Annotated in this window: 1 pseudogene; it reads left to right on the top strand. The window is 69.8% G+C overall.

Annotated elements, in window-relative coordinates:
- Positions 1–47 precede the first annotated feature (47 nt).
- Positions 48–232: pseudogene (locus tag ACQG3P_RS24605) on the top strand (MFS transporter); the annotation flags it as partial.

The raw sequence follows: 232 nt of genomic DNA, 5'->3' as shown, positions 1-232 counted from the left end.
CTCCGCTGCACCCCCACGTGCCGCGCCACCTGAAAGAGATTCCTGCCATGACCCCTGCCGACCCCCATTCCACGTCCCTGCTGCGCGGACGCGTGCTGGCGTTGTCCGCCATCCTGCTGGCCGCGCTGAACCTGCGCACGGCGGTGACCTCGATCACCCCGCTGCTGGACCAGCAGGGCCAGACCTTCGGGTTCGGCACCACCATGACCCGCGTGCTGGGCATGCTGCCCAC

Origin of the sequence: Stenotrophomonas sp. SrG (assembly GCF_050031795.1) — a bacterium.
Classification (GTDB): domain Bacteria; phylum Pseudomonadota; class Gammaproteobacteria; order Xanthomonadales; family Xanthomonadaceae; genus Stenotrophomonas; species Stenotrophomonas rhizophila_A.
Note: the sequence above shows the minus strand (reverse complement) of the source record. Positions and strands in the feature narration are given on the sequence as shown.